Genomic DNA, 24,212 nt, shown 5'->3' with positions numbered 1-24,212 from the left:
CATCTGGCATCTCTTTTCTTATGTACGGTTTCTCATAGAAGACACCAACAACCGAACAAACAAAGGAAAAACGACAACCACCGCAAACATCATCAAAAATTCATCTGACACAAGTTCCACAAATGTTGTCTGAATCACATAAATCGCAATCAGCAGCAAGTAACTGATCAAAAATAATAATCCAGAACTTCTCTTTTCAAACGGTTTTTCTAAAAGAATCAGTATAAACAGCCCCGTCATGATCATCCAAAAAATCATATTTCTTTCGAGTCTCCTCTCCATTCATCCCCACATTGTACAGATATTTCTCCGAGCGCAACATACTTCTCCCTCAATTTAAGCAAAAAGTAGTGAAAATATAAGGGGGCACGAACAGGTAACGCCTGAAAATTTACAAAAAACCTCCAACCAATTCAAAATCACATCTTCCCATTTGTGACGTCCTCATATATAGTAAGATTAGACTAGTTCTAAATGACTGAAATTGGGGCGTTTACATGGATTCGATTGTTTTACATTTTATTGTGATCATGAGTGTTTCTGGCATTCTGTCCGTGATATTATCAATCATTGCTCATGCAAACCGCCATCGGTATATTGGCTGTCAATTGTTTATGTACATGTCTGGAGCAACTGCGATTTATATCTTTGGGCATACGTTTGAATTATTGGCTCGTACCCCTGGAGAAATCATGTTCTGGGTTTGTTTTCAATACATAGGTCTTCCGTTTATCGCACCGCTCAGTCTGCTGATTGTGCTGCAATTTACGGGGTTCCATCAATATTTCACAAAGCGCCGCGTGCTTCTCATCTTATTGATTCCAACTCTCACAACCATTTTGGTGTTCACCAACTCTTTACATTCGCTCTTTTATCGAGACATCACGATAAATCCAGTAGATGGTTTTTTATTGGCTGATTTTACGATTGGCTATTGGTATATCATCCATGGCGTTTATACGTTTGGCTGTTCGATGCTCGCTATTTTTATGCTGGTTTGGTTTTTACGTGTCACAAAAAAAGAATATTTAAAGCAGATTCTGATACTGTTAGTGGGAATGTTATTACCCATTATGACTTCTTTTATCTATTTATTAGGCGTCACTCCTTTTCATATTGATCCGGTCCCTGTGGTGATGTTTTTGACTAACGCACTCTATCTATGGGCGATTATGTCGTTTCAGCTCTTTAAAATCTCTCCCATTGCAATGGAGCGTGTGTTTGAGCATATGTCTGAAGGGGTTCTGATTTTAGATCGATATCGGACACTCATTGATTACAACCCCGCTGCAGCATCGATCATTCCGACACTTGCGAATAAAAAGGGAATTGGCTATAAAGTCGACGATATTTTCTCAGGAATCATCAAAGATTCAGCGTTCATTCAGTGGCTGCGCTCTCCGCAGGATCATTCGCAATATGATCTAATGTGGAAAAAGGAAAAAGACCAGTCCTGCTATTATCATCTGACCGCTTCGTCTCTATTTAATAAAAGAGGAGAGATCGAGGGCAGGCAAATAGTGATCAGTGATGTAACAGAGCAGCGTTTGCTGCAGGAAGAGCTGGAGCGTCGTGCGTATATCGATGGTTTGACGAATATTTTCAATCGTTCTTCTTTCATCGAACGAACGCAGCTGATTTTGGAAGAGGATGCGCAGGATACGGCAGTTATGCTGTTTGATATTGATTTCTTTAAACAAATTAATGACACACACGGACATCATATTGGAGATGAAGCGCTGCGTCATGTTGTCTCTATTTGTCAGGAGCATTTACAAATGGATGATTTATTTGGACGATATGGGGGAGAAGAGTTTGCGATTTGTCTGCCTCATCAGTCATTTAAAGAGGCATGTCATATCGCGGAACAAATAAGACATTCGTTTGAAGCGAGTTTCTTTACGAATGATGAGGAAAAAGTGCGAGTGACAGCGAGCTTTGGAATTGCTCATACAGCCAATGATCCTTGTGTATTAGAAACACTTCTATTTGAAGCGGATCAGGCCTTGTATATGTCAAAACGCCAAGGACGGAACCGGATTTATGCATCAACTGGAAAGGGTCATGTGCTATATCAAGAGCAGGACCTCCCGAATTGACTGTTGTCCCGACATTCGATATGATAAACATAACATTTGAACGGTTTCCTAAAGGGGAGTAGCTTTTACGGTCTGGTCGTCATTACAGAAACATTCGTTGTTTCTCGGTCATTCCGGCATGAACAATGTTAGCCAGACCTTTGCCTATCACACATGAGGCAAAGGTCTGGCTATTTTTAAGGTCTTTTTGCATCTGTGTGATATAGAGGGAAGCGGAACAAATGATGCTTTTAATCCTACAGATGAAAGGATGATCGATCTTGAAAAAATATGTGATGGCTTTCCTATTTTCCGGAACGCTTGTATTAAGCGGGTGCTCCGGCTTGCTTGATCAGGTCAACGATACAACGACATATGTCACTGAGGCAAATGACTATGTGACAGACATTCAGCAATTTACAGAGGACTTTCCAAAACTCGCTGAAGAAGCTGTGCAAAATGCCGCCAAAAAAGCAGAATTAACGCAGCAGCTTGAATCATTGAAGGCAGATATTCAAGATTTTAATGAAGTCACAGCGCCAAAAATGGCAGAAGACCTGCATGCACAAATCATTGAAAAAAATAAAGTGCTGTCAGAGGAAATCCAAACGTATTTACAGCAATTGAAAGCAGGCGATATTGATGCTGCCTCCATACTGGAGGATCAGCAGGGATTGATGAAACAGCTTCAACAATCCGTCAATCTTTTGCAGGATATCGAACAATTAACAAATTAGGACAAACATAGCTTTATATGCGATGCTCAGCATATCTTTGCCTTTTCCGGTGGAGATATGCTTTAATTTAGGTAATGACAAGTCATAATAGAAAAAAGGTGATCACATGACAGAACATGAAGAACGACATATGGCTTCGCCAAGAGCCGAGAAGGAAAAAGATCAATTGATCAATCGCTTGAAACGAGTGGAAGGACAAGTTCGCGGGATTCAACAAATGATTGAAAACGATCGTTACTGTATAGATGTTGTGAATCAAATTTCCGCAGTCAATGCGGCTTTGAAAAAAGTCAGTCTGCATTTGATGGAAAAGCACACACATCATTGCGTAGCAGATGCTATCAAGAGCGGCAATGGGGATGAAGCCATTGAAGAGTTAATGACGGTCTTTACGAAACTAACAAAATCGTAGCATTTATGTTTACATTGATACCCTACTAGGGTATAGTAAGTTGTAGAAAATGATTGATGGAGGCGATGAGAAGTGGAACAAGCAACACTTCAAGTGCAGGGCATGTCTTGTGGACATTGCGTGAAAGCAGTCGAAGGAAATGTAGGAGAATTAGCAGGTGTTGAATCTGTGAAAGTCCATTTAGACAAAGGACAGGTGGAGGTTTCATTTCACCCGGATCAAGTCACATTACACCGTATCTCTGATGTGATTGAAGAACAGGGATATGATGTCGTATAAATGAACATACGTGCTGCATGACAGCACGTCTTTTTTTCAAAATATAATACCCCCATGGAGTATGTGGAGAGGTGAGATCAATGAAAAAGGAAATTGACTTTCAAATTACGGGGATGACCTGTGCTGCCTGTGCAGGCCGCATCGAAAAGGGATTGAACAGGCTGGAAGGTGTGGAGGATGCCAGTGTGAATTTGGCGCTTGAAACTTCCCATATCATCTACGAATCAGAGCAGTTAACACCAGATGATTTGAAGCGAAAAGTCCAATCTCTTGGCTATGATGTGGTGATGGAGCAAGCAGAATTTGATATAGAGGGAATGACGTGTGCGGCTTGTGCAAACCGAATCGAGAAAAAAATTAACCGAATGGACGGTGTCGATCACGGGTCTGTAAACTTTGCGCTAGAGACACTTCAGGTCACATATCATCCGGGCCAAACGTCTACAAATGATATAAAAGATGCAGTGCAGTCTATAGGGTATTCTTTAATTGAACCAGACGTAGATCAAGCAGAGGGAGGAAAAAAAGATCACCGCCAAGCAGCAATAGAGAAGCAGACGGCACGCTTTTTATTCTCAATGATTTTGTCACTGCCGCTTCTTTGGGCAATGGTCAGCCATTTTTCTTTCACATCCTTTATTTGGCTGCCTGAAGCGTTCATGAATCCATGGGTTCAGCTGGCGTTAGCAGCGCCTGTGCAGTTTATTGTCGGCTGGCCATTTTATGTAGGTGCGTATAAGGCTTTAAGAAATAAAAGTGCCAATATGGATGTTCTTGTCGCACTTGGGACATCTGCCGCGTTTTTCTATAGTTTATATGAAAGCATCCAGTCAGCGATTCGAGGCACACATGAGGCAGCCCTCTATTATGAAACAAGTGCTGTCCTCATTACGTTGATCGTGCTCGGAAAATTAATGGAAGCAAGAGCAAAAGGAAGATCATCAGAAGCGATTCAAAAACTGATGGGCTTACAAGCGAAAGAAGCGGTTATCGAACGAGATGGCAAACAGATGACTGTACCTATTTCTGACGTGAAAGTGAATGATCTTGTGTTTGTCAAACCGGGTGAAAAAGTGCCGGTAGATGGAGAGATCATAGAGGGAACAACCGCAATAGATGAGTCCATGATTACAGGAGAAAGCCTGCCAGTTGATAAAACAGCAGGAGATATGGTCATCGGGGCAACGATCAATAAAAATGGATTTATGAAAATAAAAGCGACAAAAGTCGGAAAAGAGACGGCGCTTTCCCAGATTATCCGAGTCGTAGAACAAGCGCAGGGCTCAAAAGCACCGATTCAAAGAATGGCAGATCAAATATCAGGGATATTTGTGCCCATCGTTGTAGGAATTGCTGTGCTCACATTCCTCATATGGTTTTTCTTTGTCGACCCTGGGAATGTGACGTCAGCACTTGAAACCTTTATAGCCGTCATTGTTATCGCATGTCCATGTGCGCTCGGACTTGCTACACCTACCTCTATTATGGCTGGCAGCGGCCGTGCGGCTGAATCAGGCATTCTGTTTAAAGGCGGAGAGCATTTAGAAGTGACTCAATCACTCGACACGGTGGTGTTAGATAAAACAGGAACTGTGACAAAAGGGGAGCCGAGTCTGACAGATGTGTTGGCATATGCGAATTGGACAGAAGATGCGGTGCTGCAACTAGCAGGATCGGCAGAACAGCAGTCGGAACACCCGCTTGCCAGGGCGATCACAGACGGTATGAAGGAACAAGGTCTTGAAACGGTCGAGGTTGAAGCGTTCCAAGCAGATCCAGGTCATGGAATTGAAGCAAAGGCAGCAGGACACAAGCTTTTAATTGGAACGCGTAAGCTATTACAGAAACATCATATCCCATATGATCAAGTCGAATCATCCGTCACAACGCTGGAGGAGCAAGGAAAAACGGCTATGCTTGTCGCGATTGACGGCGAAGTCGCTGGCATTGTCGCGGTCGCAGATACGATCAAATCATCCTCTCCTCAAGCCATCGCTCGTCTGAAAGAGCAAGGGATTCACGTTGTAATGATGACAGGTGATAATAAACTAACAGCAGAGGCGATTGCGGAACAGGCAGGCATTGATCATGTCATTGCTGAAGTACTGCCTGAAGAAAAAGCGGCTCACATTGCAGCGCTTCAGAAACAAGGAAAAAAAGTCGCCATGGTCGGAGACGGTATCAATGATGCCCCAGCTCTTGCAACAGCGAATATTGGGATGGCTGTGGGAACAGGGACAGACGTTGCCATGGAAGCAGCAGATATTACGCTCATGACAGGAGATCTCCATGCGATTGCAGATGCGCTGGAATTTAGTAAAAAAACAATGAGAAACATTAAGCAAAATTTATTTTGGGCGCTTGCCTATAACTGTATTGGGATACCGATCGCTGCATTTGGTTTCCTTGCGCCATGGCTTGCAGGAGCGGCAATGGCCTTTAGCTCCGTGTCCGTTGTGCTGAATGCACTCAGATTGCAACGATTGAAGCCAGTCAGAGAAGGAGTGGCAGAATGAAGATGAATGTCAAATGGGTTTGGACCATTAGTGCATTGCTCTATGTTGCTCTTGTACTTAGTGGTTATGCGATTTATGACGCATTTTATCAAAATCAAAATTCACCAAGTGAACAGATGCAAAATCATTAAGACTTCGCCAAAAGCGAAGTCTTTTTTTAACAATATTGTGGAAAAACCCACCTTTTTAAAGATTTTTCATAAAAAATTCACTTCTTTTTGTTCCTTTTTGTCGTTTTTTGTAGGTTCGTCGTTAAGATGCGATTAAGCAACAAAGAAAGCGTTATCAAAAAAAGGGGGTTCACGTATGAAAAAGTTAGGGTTAGCTTCTCAAATACTCATTGCACTTGTTCTGGGTGTTGTTGTGGGAGCGCTGTTTTATCAAAATGAAACCGTTATTAATGTGTTAACGCCGATTGGCGATATATTCATCCATTTAATTAAAATGATCGTTCTTCCAATTGTTATTGCTGCATTGATTGTAGCAGTTGCAGGTGTAGGCGATATGAAAACGATCGGAAGACTCGGCGGAAAAACAATTCTTTACTTCGAGATTGTGACAACGATTGCATTAGCAGTTGGACTGCTTGCAGCAAACGTCTTCCATCCTGGTACAGGAATTGATATGAGCAACATGGAGAAAGGCGATATCTCTAAATATGAAGAGACATCTAAGGCTTCTTCTGAAAAAGCGACTTTCTCTGAAACGTTGGTTCATCTTGTACCAACAAACGTTTTCCAATCTATTGCAGAAGGTGATCTATTACCAACCATCTTCTTTACAGTCTTATTCGGATTAGGAATTGCCGCAGTAGGAGACAAAGGAAAACCAGTATTAGGATTCTTTGAGGGTATACTCGAAGCCATGTTCTGGGTGACCAATAAAGTGATGAAGTTTGCACCATTTGGTGTATTCGCGCTCATCAGTGTGACGGTGATCAAATTCGGGGTCGGAGCGCTTCTCCCGCTAGGTAAACTGGTACTTGTCGTTTACGGTACAATGGCATTCTTCGTCATTGTTGTACTTGGCATTATTGCTAAAATGGCTGGAACAAGCGTCTTTACACTATTTAGAGTATTAAAAGAAGAAATCATTCTTGCATTCTCAACAGCAAGTTCAGAAGCTGTACTGCCTAGATTAATGGACAAAATGGAGAAGTTCGGCTGCCCGAAAGCGATCACGTCGTTCGTTATTCCAACAGGCTATACCTTTAACCTAGATGGAAGTGCTATCTATCAATCCATTGCTGCGATATTTGTTGCACAAATGTACGGCATGCCGCTTTCCATCTATGAGCAAATTACGTTACTATTAATTTTAATGCTGACATCTAAAGGAATGGCTGGTGTACCAGGTGCATCGATCGTTGTTGTCATCACAACTCTTGGTGCTATGGGACTGCCGCTTGAAGGACTTGCCTTCATCGTTGGGATCGACCGACTTCTTGACATGGTTCGTACAACAGTGAACGTATTTGGTAACTCACTTGCAGCCATTGTCATGTCTAAGTGGGAAAAAGTATTTGATCAAGAGAAATCGAAGAAGTATATTGAGGAATTGAAACAACAAACAAAAGCAGCGTAAAAAAGGAGATCTTTTCAAATGACGAAGCTACAGGACAAGCAAGTTCGAATCGAACGAGACTTTCTAGGTGAAAAGGAAGTAGACACTCAAGCATATTATGGAATTCAAACATTACGTGCAGTGGAGAACTTTCCAATTACAGGCTACCGTATTCATGAGGAACTCATCAAAGCATTAGGGATTGTCAAAAAGGCAGCCGCACTTGCAAATATGGATACACAGCGACTATATTCTGGCCTTGGAGAAAAAATTGTTGAAGCGGCAGATGAGGTCATCGAAGGAAAATGGAACAATCAATTTATTGTCGATCCAATTCAAGGCGGGGCTGGCACTTCAATGAATATGAATGCCAATGAAGTCATTGCAAACAGAGCGCTTGAACTACTAGGAAAGGAAAAAGGCGCTTATACTGAGCTAAGTCCAAACACGCATGTGAATATGTCGCAGTCAACAAACGACGTTTTCCCAACAGCGATTCATATTTCAACATTGAATATGATTGAAAAACTACTTTATACGATGGAAAACATGCATCAAGTCATGACTGAAAAAGCGCAGGAATTCGATCATGTCATCAAAATGGGACGTACGCATCTTCAGGACGCTGTTCCAATCAGACTTGGACAAGAGTTTAGTGCGTATGCAAAAGTTCTTGCTCGTGATATTAAACGTATCAAGCAGTCTAGACAGCATTTATATGAAGTCAATATGGGTGCAACAGCAGTCGGAACTGGATTGAATGCAGATCCTAAATATATTCGCCAAGTGGTTGGCTATCTATCTGACATTAGCGGATTACCGTTAGTTGGTGCTGAAGATTTAGTCGATGCAACGCAAAATACAGATGCTTATACAGAAGTATCTGCTGCGCTTAAAGTATGTATGATGAACATGTCCAAAATGGCGAACGATATTCGTCTGATGGCTTCTGGTCCAAGAGCAGGCTTTGGTGAGCTGCACTTGCCGCCGAGACAGCCAGGTTCATCTATCATGCCAGGGAAAGTCAATCCAGTTATGCCTGAGGTCATGAACCAAGTGGCTTTCCAAGTCATTGGGAACGATCACACAATCTGTCTTGCATCAGAGGCTGGCCAGCTTGAACTGAACGTTATGGAACCAGTGTTGGTGTTCAACCTGCTTCAATCTCTCAGCATGATGAAAAATGTATTCGAGTCCTTTGTGGACAACTGCTTGCGTGACCTAAAAGCAGATGAATCTAGATTAAAAGAATATGTAGAAAAGAGTGCCGGTGTCATGACGGCGGTGAACCCGCATATTGGTTATGAAGCGGCTGCACGAATTGCAAGAGAAGCCATTCTTACAGGCGCATCTGTACGTGAGCTTTGTCTGCAAAATGATGTGTTAACAGAGGAAGAGCTTGATGTCATCTTAAATCCTTTTGAAATGACAAAACCAGGTATTGCTGGCGCATCACTTTTAGAAAAAGATCGTTTAGAAGATTAAGCGGCATCATGAGAAGCGCACACCGGCAAAGTTCCGGTGTGCGCTTTTTCATGAAGGTTTGTTTTTCTTTAGCTCACATAGTATACTATCGTCAATTATTAGGGATGTGACTGCGTTTGAATCTACTAAAAAAATGGCTGAATACAGAGCCTTATTTAATTGTGCTGCTCATTGTACTGACGCCGATTGGCGGAGAGTTTAAATTTTATCCATTTGAGGACAGCTTTCGGGTCAGCTTTGGAACCGTTGTCTTTTTCTTTATCCTGCTTCAAATGAAAAGATTTCCTGCATGGGCAAGCGGCATCATCGCTGGGATATCTGTTTTTGCGTTTCGCGTGCTGCTTGATACAGCCGTGACAGGGCATCTTCCGCTGGAAGAGGCGGTTTCATTAAGATTTCCTTCCCTGCTTTATTATGTCGTCTATGGCACACTCTTTTATTTATTGAAGGTCAGACGTTTCCGTGATCAGCCTTGGCTGATTGGAGCAACAGGTATCATCATGGAGCTGTGCGCAAGCGTTGTTGAGATCATCGCACTTCGAGGCACCATGGATGAAATTTTAACGGGGCGGACGCTGTTTCAATTATTTGTTTTGGCGATTTTCAGAAGCTTTTTCGTGTTGGCTTGTTATACAATGATTCGTTTATATGAAGAGCAGGCGAGAGAGCGTCAGATGAAAAAGGAAAAGGAACATCTGCTGATGCTCCTGTCTAACCTTTACACGGAATCTACATATTTTCATAAAACACTCGCACATGCTGAGCACATTACGGCTACATCCTATCAATTGTATCAATCTCTTCACCACGCAAAGGATGCAGAATCATTGGATTTGAAAAAGCTCGGTAAAACCGCCTTGCAAATTGCAGGAGAGGTGCATGAAATCAAAAAGGATAACCAGCGGATTTTTTCTGCCTTATCAAAGCTGATTCATGAGGAAAATTTCCAGGCTTATGAGAGTCCTTCTCATATCGCTGGGCTTGTCATTCGCATTCATGAAAATTATGCTGAATCTCTTAAAAAAAACATTGTCTTTCATTATGATGAAGATGGGCAGCACCCCGCCTATCACGTGTATACCATTCTATCTTTGTTAAATAACATCGTATCCAACGCTGTTGAAGCCATTCCTGTAGATGGAGAAGTGTCACTTTCTATTTCACAGAAAGAGAACCAGGTGATTTTTCAAATCAGCGACAACGGGCCTGGCATAAAAGAACGTAATCATCATGTTATTTTTAAACCGGGTTTCACTTTAAAATACGACCAGGTTGGGAATCCATCGAGCGGTATCGGGCTTGCGTATGTAAAGGATACAGCGGAGAAGCTTGGCGGAAGTGTTGAGATGAAGAGTATCCCAAATAAGCAAACAATTTTCACATTAACGATACCAGTAGATCAAGTCAGTAGAAAAGAGGGGATTGGGAGATGAGATTTTTTATTGTTGATGATGATGAAGCCGTTCGTTCTTCACTGGCTCAGCTCATTGAAGATGAAGAGCTTGGTATTGTGGCCGGAGAAGCAGAGGATGGCGCTGAGTTAACAGCCAGCTACTTAAATGATTTGCACATTGATATTTTATGTATTGATCTATTGATGCCGGAAAGAGACGGGCTTGAAACGATTCGAGCAATCAAGGATGAGTTTCACGGGAAATATTTAATGCTGTCACAGGTTGAAACAAAGGAATTAATCGGACAGGCGTATACGCTTGGCGTCGAGTATTATGTGACAAAGCCGATCAATCGTGTAGAGGTCTTAAGCGTCCTCCATCTCATGATTGAACGTCTTCATTTAGAGCATTCAATTGAAAATATTCAGCACTCGCTTAAATCAGTCATGCAATTTCAGCAGCGCGGTCAGACGAAAACGAAGCAGCGGGGGAAAAGTCTTGCAGAGGCAGGGCAGTTTTTGCTGGCGGAGCTTGGTATTGTTGGTGAGAAGGGGTCTAAAGATTTATTAGATATGATTCTGTTTACAGACCAGTATTTAGCGCTGCATGCTGATCATCATGATTCCTTTCCTTCTTTAAAGATCATTTTCACTGGGATTACGGAGGATAAATTAAGTGAGCCCTACACATCGGCAGACATCGCAAGAGAAGCAAAGGCAGCCGAGCAGCGGGTAAGACGTGCGATCAACCAATCATTGAAACATATCGCATCACTTGGGCTAACCGATTTTTCCCATCCAACATTTGAAAATTACGCATCAAAATTTTTCGATTTCACCATCGTGCGAAAGAAAATGAGTGAATTGACGAAAGAGATGAGCGGAAGAGAAGAACACACCCGTATCAATGTGAAGAAATTTGTGCAGGTGCTTTACTACGAAGCAAAACGTATTTTTACGGAAGATTAAAAAAGACATGCTCTCCAATTAGGGAGACATGTCTTTTTTTGTGATGGATTGCAGGTGCATTTGCAGCACGGAGCGTATGAGCTGAGGTGGTAACCGATGAGGCTGTACAATTCCATTCAATGCAAGCCCATTAATGACCGCATAAAGCCGCTCAGTTTCTAATAAAAGATCGATATCATCTAGCAGCAGCCCATCCTCTTTCAATTTCATTAAACAATATTGGGCGGTTTGGAAAAGTTCGTCATACATCTTTGCATTGAGCGGCTGTAGATCTGGTTCAGTCAGTGCCTTGACGGAAAAAGCCTGCCACACCTCCATTTCAAATTTTCGTTCTTCATCAAGTGGAAGAACCTGCTCCAATAAATTGATGACATTTTCCTCCGTTGAACCGTTTAATGGAAGCCCTGTAATCCGCTCCTTGACTCTTTCCTGAATTAAATTCATGGAGAATAGAAACAACTCTTGCTGTGTGGAAAAATAATGACGCATAGAGCCGGCTGAAATTCCAGCTTCTACTGCTATTTTTCGTACAGAAGCGCTTTCCAAACCTTCTTGTTTAATCACTCTCATTGCAGCTTGAGCGACCTTTTGTTTTTGTTTATGGTGATCAACGATTTTTGGCATACATTGATTTTAGCATAGCTGTTGTTTTTTTAACACATCTGTGTTATTTTTTATTTAATACAATTGTGTTAAAAAGGATGTGGGGAAATTGGTCGGGTTACTGATTGTGGCATGTGAAATTGGTTTTTGGCTGTTTATTTTAATGGGTTTAACGCTTCGTTATGTGTTTAAACAGAAAAAGTGGGGTGCTTTCTTTCTTGTCTGTACGCCGGTTTTAGATCTCATCCTTCTTGCGGCTACTTATATAGATTTAAGACAGGGGGCTGTGGCGACTGTCATCCACGGGCTTGCGGCTGTTTATATTGGTGTGAGTCTGGCCTTTGGACATCAAATGGTGAAATGGGCAGATGCTAAGTTTGCTTATCGTTTTGCAGGTGGCCCTAAGCCAAAGGGAAAACCAAAGTACGGTAAAGAGCGGTCTATGTATGAAATGGTCGGCTGGGCTCGGCATGTCATTTCTTATGTCATCGGAGCGGGGCTGTTATATGGTTTGACCTATCTCATCCAAGCACCAGAGCGGACGGAAGCGCTGATGCAGCTTGTCAGTACATGGGGAATGATCCTAGCCATTGATTTTGTCATTAGCATCAGCTACGTCATTTGGCCGAAAAAACATCCGGAAAATATAGCAGGCTGACAAATAAGACAGGCGGATTCACTCCACCTGTCTTTCCTTATGATGACAACCCTTTGTAAATGGTGTCAATATTCCATTTCATCATCTTATAGTAGCTGTCTCCATCTTCACCTTTTTTTCCAATAGAGTCAGTGAAGACTTTTCCTTTGATTGGAACCCCGGTTTCCTCAGAGAGGCTTTCAAGGCTTCGTTTATCAACGCTTGTTTCAAGAAAGAGAGCAGGAACTTGATGATCTTTGACAAAATGAATGATGCGCTTCATTTGTCCTGGTGTTCCTTCACTTTCTGTGTTGATCTCCCAAATGTAGCCGGCTTTCAGTCCATACGCCTCTGCAAAATACTTGAATGCTCCTTCACTTGTGACTAGGAGCTTTTTGTCTTTTGGCAGCTGATCAAACTTGTCTTTTGCTTCATCGTGAAGCGCTTGAAGCTTTTTGATATAGGCTTCTGCATTTTTTTCGTAATCCTCTTTATGCTCAGGGTCCGCTTGAATAAGCGCATCTCGGGCATTTTGGGCATAAAGGATCCCATTTTCAACATTCAGCCATGCGTGGGGGTCCTGCTGGCTTTCGAGCCCTTTTGAAGACAAATGCTTCGCTTTGACGCCTTTACTCAGCTCGGCTACAGGTGCATCATCCCCGTCCTTGCCGCTCGATTCAAGCAGCTTTTGAAACCAGCCGTTTCCTGTTTCAAGGTTCAAGCCATTATATAGAACAAGGTCTGCATCCGTCGTATATTGAACATCCTTTGGCAGTGGGTCAAATTCGTGTGGGTCTGTACCAATGGGAACAATGCTGTGAATAGAGACATGCTGCCCGCCTACTTCCTTCACAATGTCATAAAGAATGGAGTAGGTCGTGACAACTTTTAATGTGCCGTCATCTTTACCGGAATTACTTTGCTGGGTCGAACAGCCTGCGATGATCATAAGGGCAATGAATACTGCGGTCAAACGGATTGCAAATGCCTTCTTCATATATGTCCTCCTTTTACATAGACGCTTCCTTTTTTAAGTGCGTTCGTTTTCGTTTAGATTTTAATGATCTCCATAGAATGCCTTGCTTTGGTGAAAAGATAAAGGCACTGCCGAATAAAATGGTGGCAACCAGCACGATGGAAGCACCAGACGATAAGTTATACGTAAAGCTAAGCCCTAGGCCTACGACAGCAGATACAGCACCGAAAAAAGCAGATAAATAAATCATGATCCAGAGCCGGTCTGTCAAGAGATAAGCGGTGGCTGCCGGCGTGATCAGCATGGCAACGACAAGAATAATCCCAACGGTTTGCAGTGATGCAACGGTTACAAGGGTCAATAAGGTCATGAGAAAATAATGAATCATACGATTCGGCAAACCGTAAACCGAAGAAATCACCGGATCAAATGAACTAATGAGCAGTTCCTTGTAGAAAACGATGACGGCTAGCAAAATAAAAATGCCGATGCCAAGTGTAATCCACATATCAGCTGATCGAACAGCTAGTACGTTTCCAAATAGAATATGATATAGATCACTCGAACTTTTCAAAAATGTGATCAAAATAATCCCGATTGAGAAAAAGGCTGTAAAGACAATGCCGATGGCTGAATCATTTTTTATGCGGCTGTTTTGACTCACGTAACCGATTCCAATCGCTGTTAACACGCCAGTTAAAACGGCACCGAAGAAAAAGTTAATTCCAAGCATATAAGAAATGGCGACACCTGGCAGTACGGCGTGTGAAATGGCGTCTCCCATCAAGGCCATGCCGCGTAAAATGATAAAGCAGCCGATAACGCCGCAAATGATGCCTACCATAACGGATGTAAATAGCGCTTTTTGTAAAAAAGCATATTCAAAGAGTCCGGTTAAAAATTCCATTACACGTCTCCTCCTGCTGATTTTAAGAATGGCAGCTGTGTTTCATATGCTTCCAGCATGATCTCTGGGCGAAGGATGTCGTGTACAGACCCTGCTTTGATGAGTTTTTTATTTAACAGAACAAGATGGCTGAAATAATCATCTGCCTTACTCAAATCGTGATGGACAACCAAAATGGTTTTTCCTTCATCTCGTAATTCCTTCAAAATGCGCACCATCGTTTCTTCACTTGCCATATCAATCCCGACAAACGGTTCATCCAAACAGAAGAGCTGTGCGTTTTGAGCAAGAGCCCTTGCAAGGAAGACACGCTGCTGCTGCCCGCCGGATAACTCACCGATTTGTCTTTTGGCAAAGTCTTGCATTCCGACTTTTTCTAAACAGTGATACGCATATGCCCGGTCTTCTTTTTTTGGACGTTTCATTAGTCCGAGCTTCGGATATGTTCCAAGTAGTACGGTATCCAGTACATGAATGGGAAACGTCCAATCTAAATCATTTCTCTGCGGTACATAGGCGATCTGTTTTCTCACTTGTTTAAAGGGCTGTTCAAAAAAACGAATATCCCCTTGATCTTTTTCAATTAAATCCAAACATGCCTTGAGTAACGTCGATTTACCAGCACCATTTGGACCGATGATTCCTGTCATTGTCCCTTCCTGTATGGAAAGAGAGACGTTCTCTAATGCATCTTGTCCGTGATATGAGACATGAAGACGGTCGATTGTTAAAGCATTTGACATCTCTTGCGGCCCCTTTCAATCATGATTGCACTTCCTAAAGATATATGCATAAAATAAATAATTTTGACTAAAGGATGAAATGATTCTCTAATGCTAATTTGTTTCCTTAGGGAAACTTTTATTTTATTCTAAGCGTCTGTCCTTCTTTTGTAAAGAGAAAAACTGAAAACGATCGTTTTTATGTTATGCGGGGAGCAGGGGACATGAGCTTGATTTATTGAAAATCCGTATGACAGAATCGGACAGAAAAAAACCAATTATTTCTTCATAAATGATTGACAGAAGACAAGAACTCCTCATATAATAAAGGTAATCCAATATATGAATATATGCTCATATATAAAGTTTTGATTTTTAATAGGTTTAATCGATCCAGGGAACGTTACTTATCATATAGAAAAAAGGTGAGAACATGAAAAAAATGAAGGATGAATACGTATTAAACGGTCTTGATTGTGGAAACTGTGCACGTAAAATTGAAACAGGTGTCAGCAAAATGGATGGCGTTGAAGCTTGTTCCGTTAATTTTGCGACAGGGACATTGACTGTCACACATGCAGATAAGCAAGAAACGATGTCAAAGCGTATTGAAAAAACGGTTCAGTCCATCGAACCTCATGTGAGTGTATCACCAAAAGAAGAAGGCCATCATCACGATCATGATCATGGGACAAAGAATTTAAAAGCGATTGTGCTGAAATTAATTGGCGGTGCAGTCATTGGAACAGCGGCTTATTTCATACCAGAAGATGGCTTACTAAAATTCATCACGTTTTTCGCAGCCTATTTACTAGTCGGCGGTGATGTTGTTTTTAAAGCGCTGAAAAATATCGTGCGCGGCCAAGTATTTGATGAGAACTTCTTAATGACCATTGCAACAGCTGGCGCTTTTGTGATTCAGCAATATCCAGAGGCACTGGCAGTGATGCTGTTTTACCAAATTGGAGAGCTGTTCCAAGGGGCAGCAGTGAATCGTTCAAGACGATCCATTAGTGAATTAATGAATATTCGCCCTGAATATGCGAATCTCAAAGTAGGAAATGAAACGAAAAAAGTGAAGCCGGAAGAAGTAAAAGTCGGTGACCGTATCGTCGTGAAACCAGGCGAAAAAATTCCACTTGATGGCCTCGTCATTGAAGGCTTTTCACTCGTGGATACCTCCGCATTAACAGGGGAGTCTGTGCCGCGGGATGTAGAAGCAGGGAAGGAAGTTCTTGCAGGGTTTGTGAATCAAAACGGGATTCTTGAAATTGAAGTGCAAAAAGGACTTAGCGAATCGGCAGTGACGAAAATTTTAGACTTGGTTGAGAATGCGAGCAGCCGAAAAGCGCAGACAGAAAACTTTATTACAAAGTTTGCAAAATACTACACACCGGCTGTTGTTGTATTGGCATTACTGCTTGCCTTTGTGCCGCCGCTTCTCATTCCATCAGCACAATTGTCTGACTGGGTTTACCGGGCACTCGTTTTCCTTGTTATTTCATGTCCGTGTGCGCTTGTCGTGTCCATCCCATTAGGATTCTTCGGGGGAATTGGGGCAGCTTCTAAACGAGGCATCCTTGTAAAAGGCAGTAACTATTTAGAAGCACTGAACTCTGTGAGCTATGCTGTATTTGATAAGACGGGCACACTCACAAAAGGAAACTTTACGGTGACCAATATCGTGACAGCTAGCGAAAAGTGGTCAGAAGAGGAGCTGCTTTCTTTTGCAGCTTTAGCAGAAGCTCATTCTTCACATCCGATTGCTGAATCAATTAAAGCGGCATATGGTTCTCCGCTTGATGAAAGCCAGATCGAAGCATATGAGGATATTGCAGGACATGGAATTAAAGCGACCATCAGTGGTTCACAAGTCTTGGCGGGAAATCATCGCTTGATGGAACGAGAAGGCATTTCATATGAAAAAGAAAAACGAAGCGGAACGGTTGTGTACATGGCGATTAACGGTGAGTTTGCCGGATCGATCTTGATTGCAGATGAATTAAAGGATGATGCAATTGAAGCTGTCTCCGCTCTAAAAGCGTCTGGCATTCAAACTGTCATGCTGACTGGTGATGCCAAACAAGTCGGAACAGCGGTCGCCCAGCAAATTGGCATAGATGAAGTACATGCAGAATTATTACCGCAGGATAAAGTAACAAAATTAGAAGAAATTGATCAGAAAAAAGCGCCTCAAGAAAAATTATTATTTGTTGGGGATGGCATTAATGATACACCGGTATTAGCAAGAGCAGACATAGGTATTGCGATGGGCGGACTTGGTTCAGATGCAGCGGTAGAAGCGGCTGATATCGTCATTATGACAGACCAACCGTCAAAAGTTGCAGAAGCCATCGCTGTCGCTAAACGAACAAGAAGGATTGTCTGGCAGAACATTGCATTTGCTCTTGGGGTTAAAGGGGTTTTCCTATTACTCGGTGCATTTGGTATTGCGACCATGTGGGAAGCCGTCTTCTCGGATGTCGGTGTGACCGTACTCGCTGTTTTAAATGCCATGAGGGTGATGAAATAAAATTGTAAGGAAAAATTCATGAATACCATCTTTCATAATGAATCCCCTCTTGTTAAAATAGAAGAAGTTGGATAATGGCATTATTCTAAGCTATTATCCTTTTTCTTTTGAAGGAATGAAAAAGATAAGGTAGGTGCTTTTGTGAGTAAAAAAAATAATCAATCTTCATCCATTAAATTTGCTGTTATTTTAACCATTATCGCAGCTCTTCTCATCGGATTATTCGTCGTCATTGGGAACAACAACAGCAAAGAAGCACAAACGGTTGACAGTAAGCCTTCTATTAAAGGACAGCCTGTCATGGGAGATAAAAACGCAGCCGTGCAAATTGTCGAGTTTGGGGATTATAAATGTCCTTCATGTAAATCATTTGAAACAGACATTTTCCCAAAACTGAAAGCGGACTACATAGATAAAGGCGATGTATCATTTTCGTTTATTAACTTGCCACTTCCTGTTCATGGAGATGGCGCTGTATTAGCAGCACTAGCTTCTGAAGAAGTGTGGAAGGAAGATCCGAAAAACTTTTGGGCATTTCATGAAGCTGTCTATCAAGCACAGCCAGATAGTGAAGCAGAATGGGTTACGCCTGCTAAGCTGACGGAGCTAGCGAAAAAGACAACAAAAATAGATACGGACAAGCTTAAAGATAACCTATCGAAGAAAACATATCAGCCTCAGCTGAACACAGACGATCAGCTTGTGAACCAATATAAAGTGAATGCAACACCAACTCTTTTCATTAACAATAAACAAGTCCAAAACTTTTATGACTATGATGAAATCAAAGAATTAATTGATCAAGAGCTCAAAGGGAAAAAATCATGAAGAATAAGCTTGTTTACTTATACAGTGCTTGGATCGTCTCTATCGTTGCGACGATGAGCAGCCTGTATTTAAGTGAAGTAAAAAAGTTTATCCCATGCGATATGTGCTGGTTTCAGCGCATCTTCATGTACCCGCTTGTGCTTTTACTTGGAATTGCGACATTCAGAGGCGATGTGAAAGTAAAGTATTACGTTCTACCTTTGGCTGTGATTGGCGCTTGTTTTTCTATTTATCATTATATGGAACAAAAGATACCTGGCTTTGCATCGATTCGCCCTTGTCTGAGCGGTATTCCTTGTTCCGTTGATTATTTGAACTGGTTTGGTTTTATCACCATTCCACTACTAGCCCTTATTGCATTTATTCTCATCATCATTAGTATGCTGCTGTTAAATGCAAAAGAAGATTGAAGGAGATAGCCTGCTTATAAGCAGGCTATCAGCGTGTAGACAAACCCTCGCATTCGTTGTCAGTCCTGCGCGCTGGTGCTCACGAATGTCAAATTCGCTCCGCTCCAGTACTCGTCCTTCCTAGACTTCAAAGGTTTTCTATCACGCTGAAAAGAAGACAAAGAGCTAAAATAAAGATCATTTTAGCCCTTTGTCAACAATCTGTAGCCTGCTTATAAGCGGGCTATTTTTTATTTTTGCAAAAAGATAAAATTTAAAGAAAATTTGTATTGCTTTTCGCCTGTGTCAGTTATACATTAAGGGAGTAGTATTGGATGATTAGATAATGGTAAGGAGATAAGCGGAAAATGGCATGGGAAGTCTTAAGTATCATTGGCATTGTCGCATTCGCCATTAGTGGTGCGATTGTGGCAATGGAGGAAGAGTACGATATTCTTGGTGTGTACATTTTAGGGATTGTGACAGCATTTGGCGGTGGAGCGATTCGAAATCTATTAATTGGTCTTCCGGTGTCTGCTTTATGGTCACAGGGCAAAATGTTTACGATTGCCCTTGTATCTATTACGATTGTGTTTCTTTTTCCGAAGCTTTTGCTTAAGCACTGGAGCACATGGGGAAATTTCTCGGATGCGATCGGTTTAGCAGCGTTTGCGATTCAAGGCGCACTATTTGCTGTGCAAAGAGAACTTCCGCTCAGTGCGGTCATTGTGGCAGCCGTTTTGACTGGAAGCGGCGGCGGAATTGTGCGTGATTTATTAGCAGGACGAAAGCCGCTTGTGCTAAAAGCAGAAATTTACGCCGTATGGGCAGCCCTTGGCGGCTTATTCGTCGGACTCGGCTTAGCGCAAGGCGAGCTTGCTTTATATCTGCTGTTTGTCATCCTCGTCGTATGCAGGGTTTGTTCCTACTTATTCAAATGGCGTCTTCCCGCCAGGTCTTATTTTTTAAATAAAGGGTGAAACGAAAAAAGGGCGATTTCGCTCTTTTTTTGTGTTTAATAAGAGCTGAATGTCAGCAGATGTTGGAGTTTTCGTGTAAAATAAAAGCAGGTCTATTGTTCATCATTTGAACAATACATATGATGAAAATTTTGTCAGCAGGCTGAATATCTGGATTCAGCCTTTTTTTGCCTAGATGGATTGTTATGTGTTGGTTTCACTTTTTGCGGAATACTAAAGAAGCACTTCTGATCGGACGGATGGATGAAATGAACACATCTTTGCATGTAAGCAAAACTTGACGAAAAATATACATAGGAGGGACATGTACTAGTGGAGATTTTTTTAGCAGTGCTCGTACTACTGGCACTCATTGCAGCGTCCAATATTATCAATCGTTTTGTCCCCTTTATTCCTGTTCCGTTAATTCAAGTGGGCTTAGGTATATTGGTGGCAGCTTTTCCTTCAGGTTTACATATTTCTTTAAATCCTGAACTTTTCTTCGTTCTATTTATTGCGCCGCTGTTATTTAATGACGGAAAGCGTACCCCAAGGGACGAGCTATGGAAATTAAGAGCACCTATTCTTCTTTTAGCGCTTGGTTTAGTGTTTGCGACCGTCGTTGTAGCGGGATATACCATTCATTGGATGATTCCAAGCATACCGCTTCCAGCCGCATTTGCGCTTGCAGCGATTTTATCACCGACAGATGTGGTGGCAGTAAGTGCTTTATCCAGCCGTGTGAATATGCCAAAGGGCATCATGAGACTGCTGGAAGGCGAAGGGCTGATGAACGATGCATCAGGACTTGTCGCCTTTAAATTTGCCATTGCCGCAACAGTGACGGGAGCCTTTTCAATTGCTCAGGCATCCTTTAGCTTTGTCCTCATTGCCGCAGGTGGTTTATTAACTGGATTTATTCTATCCTTCTTTATCATTCGTTTTCGCTATTTTCTCCGCCGTTTAGGAATGGACGATGTCACGATGCATATCATCCTGCAAATCCTTACACCATTTGTGATTTATTTAGCAGCAGAAGAAATTGGTGTATCCGGAATTTTAGCCGTTGTGGCCGGTGGTGTGACGCATGCCATTGAGCAAGATCGAATGGAAGCGAATTTAGCCAAACTGCAAATTGCTTCATCAAACACATGGAATATTATTTTATTTATTTTAAACGGACTTGTTTTCGTTTTACTTGGATTGCAGATTCCTGATGTATCCACAGTCATTTTCCAGGATGAAGCATTTAATAATATGCAGGTCATTGGCTATATCTTAATTATTACGCTATGTCTCATGGTGCTGCGGTTCTTATGGGTATGGCTGTTCTGGGCAGGTAACTGGAGTGTAACGAAAAAGCAGAATGTAAAAAAACCGAAGCTGCGGGCTTCGATGCTGATGACATTCTCTGGTGTTCGTGGTGCTGTCACATTAGCAGGTGCCTTTTCAATACCATTTACGCTTGCGGACGGATCACCATTTCCAGAGCGGCACTTGATTATTTTCCTCGCAGCAGGCGTGATCTTATGTACACTCATTTTAGCTAGTGTGTTACTGCCTCTTTTATCTGAGAAAAAAGACAAGCAGGTCGACGTGGACTTGGATACAAAGATTCAGCATGCAAAACGGAAGCTGCTGAGAAGTGCTATTAAAACGTTAAAAGAAGGGATGAATGAGGACAACAGGGAAGTATCCCTTGCACTCATCAATGATTACCGAATGAAGCTGAGAAATATCCAGCGTGAACCATACCAATTCGGGATGAGAAGACAAGAGCGGAAAATCAGACTGCACGGTATCAAAGCAGAACAGATGAAACTTCAACAATTAATTGATGAAGAGAAAATTGACAAGGAAGAAGCTTATGAGCTGCAAGAGAGATTTCATGAGCTGGAAATGCTGTATTCAAACTCCTTCAAAATTCGTTTTTCAAAAGTGAAGTTTCTGCGCTTGCTTCAATGGCTGCAATTATGGCGGCCGAATCAGCACATTTCAAACGGTATTTTAGAAAAAGAGGACTCGTATAAACAAATCCGTAAGAAAACGGCTGAAGCTGCGGTAGACTCGATCAAACAGCATATGACAGATGAAAACCAGCAAACGTGCCACCAAGTTATTGGTTTTTACAACCAAGTCATTTTCCGCTGTGAACACGGTCCAAGCTTCTTCCAGCAAAAAGACCGTTCATTTGACCGAAAGAAAAAAGAGCTTAACTTCCAAGCTGTACAGACGATTCGAAATGAAATACAAACCTTATATGAAGATGGTGAGATCAATCGTGATATTGCCCATCATTTAAGAGAGTATATTAATGACATGGAAGCTGTTCTGCTTACCAATACGTGATGTTGTCATCTTCTCCCCCATGTTTTATGATGAAGAAAGAGAACGAGCAGGGGGAGATCAATGATGGCCTATTATGGAGCAATTGAAGCTGGCGGTACAAAATTTTGTTGTGCAATCGGCAATGAGCATGGAGACATCTTAGAGGAAATGACGATTCCGACAGAGCACCCGGATCAAACAATACAAAAGCTCATTCCATTTTTCAAGCAGCATAACATTGCAGCATTAGGGGTTGGCTCATTTGGCCCCATTTGTGTACAAAAGGACGATCCTTCATACGGTTATATCATGAACACACCGAAAGTGGAGTGGAAGCATTACCCGTTCATTCCTGAGCTTGAGAAGCAATTAGGTGTCCCCGTATCTTTTACAACTGATGTCAATGCCGCAGCACTAGGTGAATTAACAAAAGGGGCAGCCAAAGGGCTAAGCAGCTGTTTGTATATCACGGTCGGTACAGGCATTGGTGCGGGGGCTGTTGTGAAAAATGAGCTTCTACACGGTCATTCACATCCTGAGATGGGGCATATCCTTGTCAGGCAGCATGAATCTGATCCATTTGCAGGTGTCTGCCCGTCACATGGAAATTGCTTAGAAGGACTGGCAGCTGGACCAGCGATTGAGAAAAGGTGGGGGAAACCTGCCAAAGAGCTGACTCAGGATGAAGCGGTTTGGGCACTTGAAGCGGATTATTTAGCGCAAGCGCTTATGCAATACTCGCTCATTTTAAGCCCAGAGCGCATCATAATGGGCGGAGGCGTCATGAAGCAAAAGCAGCTATTCCCACTCATTCGAGAGAAGCTAGCTGCTTATGTCAATGATTATGTGGACCTGCCGCCGCTTGATACATACATTGTCTCCCCTGGGCTTGAGGACAAGGCTGGCATGACTGGTGCGCTGCTCTTAGCCATCGAAGCGAAGAGAAACGCCTGATAATAGAGTTTTGAAGCACAACATGAGATAATGAAAGAGATGGAATCTATAAAAAAGGTGGTTGTTAAAATGGTCAAAAGCTTGAATGATACCGTAACACTGAATAACGGAGTAGAAATGCCTTGGTTTGGTTTAGGTGTATTCAAAGTGGAGGACGGCAATCAAGTGGTAGATGCCGTAAAAGCAGCCATACGGAACGGATATCGCAGCATTGATACGGCAGCTGTTTATAAAAATGAGACAGGCGTAGGAAAAGCGATTAAAGAATCTGGTGTGAAACGAGAAGATTTATTTATTACGTCTAAAGTATGGAACACAGATCAAGGCTATGATAAAGCGCTTGAGGCGTTTGACGCAAGCTTAAACCGATTAGGTCTTGATTACTTAGACCTCTATTTGATTCATTGGCCTGGACCAAATGCAGATACATTTAAAGACACATGGCGCGCACTTGAGAAGCTTTATAAAGACGGGAAAGTCAGAGCCATTGGCGTCAGCAACTTCTATATTCAGCATTTAGAAGAGCTGTTAAAAGATGCTGAGGTTGTTCCAGCTGTGAACCAAGTGGAGTTTCATCCGAAACTGACACTTGTTGAACTGCGTCAATATGCAAAGGAAAAAGGCATTCAAATTGAGGCATGGTCTCCGCTGATGCAAGGGAAGCTATTAGATCATGACGTTTTGAAAGACATTGCTGCACGCTACAACAAATCTGTTGCTCAAGTCATCTTGCGCTGGGATCTGCAAAGCGGTGTCGTGACAATTCCTAAATCAATCAATGAAGAACGTATTAAACAAAATGCAGACATCTTTGACTTCGAGCTTTCTAAAGAAGACATGGAAAAAATCGATGCATTAAACAATAACGAACGTGTCGGCTCGAATCCAGAGACGATGACGGTTGGGTTTGAATAAATAAAAAAATCCTCTTTCTCATGTGAGAA

Annotated in this window: 23 protein-coding genes; 18 read left to right on the top strand and 5 right to left on the bottom strand. The window is 42.2% G+C overall.

Translation table 11 applies throughout. The features are described from left to right. Positions 1 to 18: 18 nt before the first annotated feature. A complete protein-coding gene (locus MHI46_RS15970) occupies positions 19 to 258 on the bottom strand; it encodes a hypothetical protein (RefSeq protein ID WP_059377601.1) in 240 nt (79 codons plus the stop codon). Between the two features lie 239 nt (positions 259 to 497). Here MHI46_RS15970 and MHI46_RS15965 point away from each other — a divergent pair, with 239 nt between their 5' ends. The 10 genes from MHI46_RS15965 to MHI46_RS15920 all read left to right on the top strand — a co-directional run bounded on the left by MHI46_RS15965 (position 498) and on the right by MHI46_RS15920 (position 11,432). Continuing rightward, on the top strand, positions 498 to 2,099 hold the full coding sequence (locus tag MHI46_RS15965; RefSeq protein WP_099663689.1) for a histidine kinase N-terminal 7TM domain-containing protein: 1,602 nt from the start codon (positions 498 to 500) through the stop codon (positions 2,097 to 2,099). 260 nt (positions 2,100 to 2,359) lie between these two features. Continuing rightward, positions 2,360 to 2,815: a DUF6376 family protein gene (locus MHI46_RS15960; protein ID WP_064498035.1), complete on the top strand. Its 456-nt coding sequence runs from the start codon at positions 2,360 to 2,362 to the stop codon at positions 2,813 to 2,815. Between the two features lie 106 nt (positions 2,816 to 2,921). After that, positions 2,922 to 3,227 (top strand): metal-sensing transcriptional repressor, encoded by a 306-nt coding sequence (locus MHI46_RS15955; RefSeq protein WP_012011272.1) that lies wholly within the window; start codon positions 2,922 to 2,924, stop codon positions 3,225 to 3,227. 72 nt (positions 3,228 to 3,299) lie between these two features. After that, positions 3,300 to 3,506: a copper chaperone CopZ gene (gene copZ, locus MHI46_RS15950; RefSeq protein ID WP_024423475.1), complete on the top strand. Its 207-nt coding sequence runs from the start codon at positions 3,300 to 3,302 to the stop codon at positions 3,504 to 3,506. Positions 3,507 to 3,586: 80 nt separating this feature from the next. Further along, complete coding sequence (locus tag MHI46_RS15945; protein ID WP_342502939.1) at positions 3,587 to 6,022, top strand: heavy metal translocating P-type ATPase; 2,436 nt, start codon at positions 3,587 to 3,589, stop codon at positions 6,020 to 6,022. Continuing rightward, entirely contained in the window at positions 6,019 to 6,153 is a 135-nt protein-coding gene (locus MHI46_RS15940; RefSeq protein ID WP_282960879.1) for a hypothetical protein, read from the top strand. Before MHI46_RS15945 ends, MHI46_RS15940 begins: the two co-directional genes overlap by 4 nt. A 175-nt stretch (positions 6,154 to 6,328) precedes the next feature. Beyond that, positions 6,329 to 7,606 carry a cation:dicarboxylase symporter family transporter gene (locus tag MHI46_RS15935; RefSeq protein WP_039181428.1) on the top strand — a complete coding sequence of 426 codons (1,278 nt, stop codon included), beginning with the start codon at positions 6,329 to 6,331 and terminating at the stop codon, positions 7,604 to 7,606. Between the two features lie 18 nt (positions 7,607 to 7,624). Then, positions 7,625 to 9,070, top strand: coding sequence for an aspartate ammonia-lyase (gene aspA, locus MHI46_RS15930; RefSeq protein ID WP_039181426.1), 1,446 nt, complete (start codon positions 7,625 to 7,627; stop codon positions 9,068 to 9,070). 116 nt (positions 9,071 to 9,186) lie between these two features. After that, the gene (locus tag MHI46_RS15925; RefSeq protein WP_039181423.1) at positions 9,187 to 10,503 is read left to right on the top strand and encodes a sensor histidine kinase; all 1,317 of its coding nucleotides are present in this window, start codon (positions 9,187 to 9,189) and stop codon (positions 10,501 to 10,503) included. Continuing rightward, positions 10,500 to 11,432, top strand: coding sequence for a response regulator (locus tag MHI46_RS15920; RefSeq protein ID WP_342502938.1), 933 nt, complete (start codon positions 10,500 to 10,502; stop codon positions 11,430 to 11,432). The genes MHI46_RS15925 and MHI46_RS15920 overlap by 4 nt, the downstream gene beginning before the upstream one ends. An 18-nt stretch (positions 11,433 to 11,450) precedes the next feature. Here the strand turns inward: MHI46_RS15920 and MHI46_RS15915 are convergent, their stop codons facing one another. Beyond that, positions 11,451 to 12,056 carry a TetR family transcriptional regulator C-terminal domain-containing protein gene (locus MHI46_RS15915; protein WP_058838168.1) on the bottom strand — a complete coding sequence of 202 codons (606 nt, stop codon included), beginning with the start codon at positions 12,054 to 12,056 and terminating at the stop codon, positions 11,451 to 11,453. A gap of 88 nt (positions 12,057 to 12,144) precedes the next feature. Between MHI46_RS15915 and MHI46_RS15910 the strand changes: the two genes are divergently transcribed. Continuing rightward, positions 12,145 to 12,693 carry a hypothetical protein gene (locus tag MHI46_RS15910; protein WP_342502937.1) on the top strand — a complete coding sequence of 183 codons (549 nt, stop codon included), beginning with the start codon at positions 12,145 to 12,147 and terminating at the stop codon, positions 12,691 to 12,693. 37 nt (positions 12,694 to 12,730) lie between these two features. Here MHI46_RS15910 and MHI46_RS15905 read toward each other — a convergent pair whose 3' ends face one another. From MHI46_RS15905 to MHI46_RS15895, 3 genes are read right to left on the bottom strand one after another with little or no spacing between them, the layout of a single operon-like run. Beyond that, positions 12,731 to 13,669, bottom strand: a complete 939-nt coding sequence (locus tag MHI46_RS15905) for a metal ABC transporter substrate-binding protein (protein WP_342502936.1) — start codon at positions 13,667 to 13,669, stop codon at positions 12,731 to 12,733. A 13-nt stretch (positions 13,670 to 13,682) separates the two neighbouring features. Continuing rightward, positions 13,683 to 14,555 (bottom strand): metal ABC transporter permease, encoded by an 873-nt coding sequence (locus MHI46_RS15900; RefSeq protein WP_058838167.1) that lies wholly within the window; start codon positions 14,553 to 14,555, stop codon positions 13,683 to 13,685. Further along, on the bottom strand, positions 14,555 to 15,298 hold the full coding sequence (locus MHI46_RS15895; RefSeq protein WP_058838166.1) for a metal ABC transporter ATP-binding protein: 744 nt from the start codon (positions 15,296 to 15,298) through the stop codon (positions 14,555 to 14,557). Before MHI46_RS15895 ends, MHI46_RS15900 begins: the two co-directional genes overlap by 1 nt. Before the next feature lie 412 nt (positions 15,299 to 15,710). On the opposite strand from MHI46_RS15895, the gene MHI46_RS15890 reads away from it, so the two are divergent. The 7 genes from MHI46_RS15890 to MHI46_RS15860 all read left to right on the top strand — a co-directional run bounded on the left by MHI46_RS15890 (position 15,711) and on the right by MHI46_RS15860 (position 24,183). After that, positions 15,711 to 17,810, top strand: a complete 2,100-nt coding sequence (locus MHI46_RS15890) for a heavy metal translocating P-type ATPase (protein ID WP_058838165.1) — start codon at positions 15,711 to 15,713, stop codon at positions 17,808 to 17,810. 141 nt (positions 17,811 to 17,951) lie between these two features. Then, positions 17,952 to 18,638, top strand: a complete 687-nt coding sequence (locus MHI46_RS15885) for a thioredoxin domain-containing protein (protein ID WP_025094107.1) — start codon at positions 17,952 to 17,954, stop codon at positions 18,636 to 18,638. Then, positions 18,635 to 19,048, top strand: a complete 414-nt coding sequence (locus tag MHI46_RS15880; RefSeq protein WP_024423464.1) for a disulfide oxidoreductase — start codon at positions 18,635 to 18,637, stop codon at positions 19,046 to 19,048. The genes MHI46_RS15885 and MHI46_RS15880 overlap by 4 nt, the downstream gene beginning before the upstream one ends. Before the next feature lie 347 nt (positions 19,049 to 19,395). Continuing rightward, a complete protein-coding gene (locus MHI46_RS15875) occupies positions 19,396 to 20,007 on the top strand; it encodes a trimeric intracellular cation channel family protein (RefSeq protein WP_058838163.1) in 612 nt (203 codons plus the stop codon). Positions 20,008 to 20,319: 312 nt separating this feature from the next. Beyond that, positions 20,320 to 22,335 carry a Na+/H+ antiporter gene (locus MHI46_RS15870; protein ID WP_039181402.1) on the top strand — a complete coding sequence of 672 codons (2,016 nt, stop codon included), beginning with the start codon at positions 20,320 to 20,322 and terminating at the stop codon, positions 22,333 to 22,335. A 63-nt stretch (positions 22,336 to 22,398) separates the two neighbouring features. Continuing rightward, on the top strand, positions 22,399 to 23,268 hold the full coding sequence (locus MHI46_RS15865) for an ROK family protein (protein ID WP_342503263.1): 870 nt from the start codon (positions 22,399 to 22,401) through the stop codon (positions 23,266 to 23,268). A 69-nt stretch (positions 23,269 to 23,337) separates the two neighbouring features. Then, positions 23,338 to 24,183 (top strand): aldo/keto reductase, encoded by an 846-nt coding sequence (locus tag MHI46_RS15860; RefSeq protein ID WP_039181397.1) that lies wholly within the window; start codon positions 23,338 to 23,340, stop codon positions 24,181 to 24,183. The last annotated feature ends 29 nt before the right edge of the window (positions 24,184 to 24,212 follow it).

It is taken from the genome of Bacillus sp. FSL K6-1000 (assembly GCF_038630785.1).
Lineage (GTDB): Bacteria > Bacillota > Bacilli > Bacillales > Bacillaceae > Bacillus > Bacillus safensis.
Note: the sequence above shows the minus strand (reverse complement) of the source record. Positions and strands in the feature narration are given on the sequence as shown.

Bases quoted from the DNA above. Each gene is read 5' to 3' on its own strand.
- MHI46_RS15970 (WP_059377601.1), bottom strand. From the start codon at position 258: ATGATTTTTTGGATGATCATGACGGGGCTGTTTATACTGATTCTTTTA.
- MHI46_RS15965 (WP_099663689.1), top strand. From the start codon at position 498: ATGGATTCGATTGTTTTACATTTTATTGTGATCATGAGTGTTTCTGGC.
- MHI46_RS15955 (WP_012011272.1), top strand. From the start codon at position 2,922: ATGACAGAACATGAAGAACGACATATGGCTTCGCCAAGAGCCGAGAAG.
- MHI46_RS15945 (WP_342502939.1), top strand. From the start codon at position 3,587: ATGAAAAAGGAAATTGACTTTCAAATTACGGGGATGACCTGTGCTGCC.
- MHI46_RS15940 (WP_282960879.1), top strand. From the start codon at position 6,019: ATGAAGATGAATGTCAAATGGGTTTGGACCATTAGTGCATTGCTCTAT.
- MHI46_RS15935 (WP_039181428.1), top strand. From the start codon at position 6,329: ATGAAAAAGTTAGGGTTAGCTTCTCAAATACTCATTGCACTTGTTCTG.
- aspA (WP_039181426.1), top strand. From the start codon at position 7,625: ATGACGAAGCTACAGGACAAGCAAGTTCGAATCGAACGAGACTTTCTA.
- MHI46_RS15920 (WP_342502938.1), top strand. From the start codon at position 10,500: ATGAGATTTTTTATTGTTGATGATGATGAAGCCGTTCGTTCTTCACTG.
- MHI46_RS15915 (WP_058838168.1), bottom strand. From the start codon at position 12,056: ATGCCAAAAATCGTTGATCACCATAAACAAAAACAAAAGGTCGCTCAA.
- MHI46_RS15905 (WP_342502936.1), bottom strand. From the start codon at position 13,669: ATGAAGAAGGCATTTGCAATCCGTTTGACCGCAGTATTCATTGCCCTT.
- MHI46_RS15900 (WP_058838167.1), bottom strand. From the start codon at position 14,555: ATGGAATTTTTAACCGGACTCTTTGAATATGCTTTTTTACAAAAAGCG.
- MHI46_RS15895 (WP_058838166.1), bottom strand. From the start codon at position 15,298: ATGTCAAATGCTTTAACAATCGACCGTCTTCATGTCTCATATCACGGA.
- MHI46_RS15890 (WP_058838165.1), top strand. From the start codon at position 15,711: ATGAAAAAAATGAAGGATGAATACGTATTAAACGGTCTTGATTGTGGA.
- MHI46_RS15880 (WP_024423464.1), top strand. From the start codon at position 18,635: ATGAAGAATAAGCTTGTTTACTTATACAGTGCTTGGATCGTCTCTATC.
- MHI46_RS15875 (WP_058838163.1), top strand. From the start codon at position 19,396: ATGGCATGGGAAGTCTTAAGTATCATTGGCATTGTCGCATTCGCCATT.
- MHI46_RS15865 (WP_342503263.1), top strand. From the start codon at position 22,399: ATGGCCTATTATGGAGCAATTGAAGCTGGCGGTACAAAATTTTGTTGT.
- MHI46_RS15860 (WP_039181397.1), top strand. From the start codon at position 23,338: ATGGTCAAAAGCTTGAATGATACCGTAACACTGAATAACGGAGTAGAA.